Annotated in this window: 2 protein-coding genes; both read right to left on the bottom strand. The window is 30.3% G+C overall.

Annotation, left to right across the window (positions count from 1 at the left end):
• Positions 1 to 222 (bottom strand): hypothetical protein (locus ETC00_RS19525; protein ID WP_171567709.1); only part of this gene is annotated, 222 nt, incomplete at its 3' end.
• 19 nt (positions 223 to 241) lie between these two features.
• A complete protein-coding gene (locus ETC00_RS19520; RefSeq protein ID WP_171567708.1) occupies positions 242 to 499 on the bottom strand; it encodes a hypothetical protein in 258 nt (85 codons plus the stop codon).
• Positions 500 to 603 lie beyond the last annotated feature (104 nt).

Here is a 603-nt window from a genome sequence, read left to right as displayed (position 1 = left end):
TTCTTGTACAGTTTCTACTTTAACACTATTATCTTTATCAAAGTTTTGTAAAGTTAGAGGTACTTTTGTACCATCTTCTAAAACTTCAACAACTTTATAGTTGTTCAACAATAAGACGCTAATAGTGCGAACATCTTCCATATAAGGTGTTTCGATAGGTCCATATACCCCACCTTTAGGGAAAATTGGTCCTGATTGTGGAATGATAATTCGTTTTTTCATTTTGGTTTACCCCTCTCTTTTAATATAAATCTGTTTCTGTCAAACTCTCTACCATAGTTTCAATACCTAAATCTGTTTCAGGGTCATGTTCTTCATACTCTGGAATAGATTCAACTAAACTTTTTACTTCTGGGTCATTTTCAGCACCTAAGATAGAAGTTTCAACATCATCTAAAAATATTGATTTCACTCCATCATCAGTGCTTTTTGTCATTGCTTCCATTACAAATTCAGAAAGCTCTTGTTGCTTAATTTTCATCTTTAAATTATTTAGCATAAATTATCACCTCTCCTTTTCTTATATGCTTTACTTTATTGTTTTGTAAAATTAAATGGAAGACATAAATTTATTATGAGAACTCTTCATTATATAGAAAACGA

Origin of the sequence: Brevibacillus sp. MCWH, assembly GCF_013096935.1 — a bacterium.
GTDB lineage: Bacteria > Bacillota > Bacilli > Brevibacillales > Brevibacillaceae > Brevibacillus > Brevibacillus aydinogluensis.
The sequence above is the reverse complement of the archived record's forward strand: the minus strand, read 5'-3'. Positions and strand labels throughout refer to the sequence as shown.

What these genes read in the sequence shown, in the direction of transcription:
- ETC00_RS19520 (WP_171567708.1), bottom strand. Translation starts at nt 499, where the DNA reads ATGCTAAATAATTTAAAGATGAAAATTAAGCAACAAGAGCTTTCTGAA.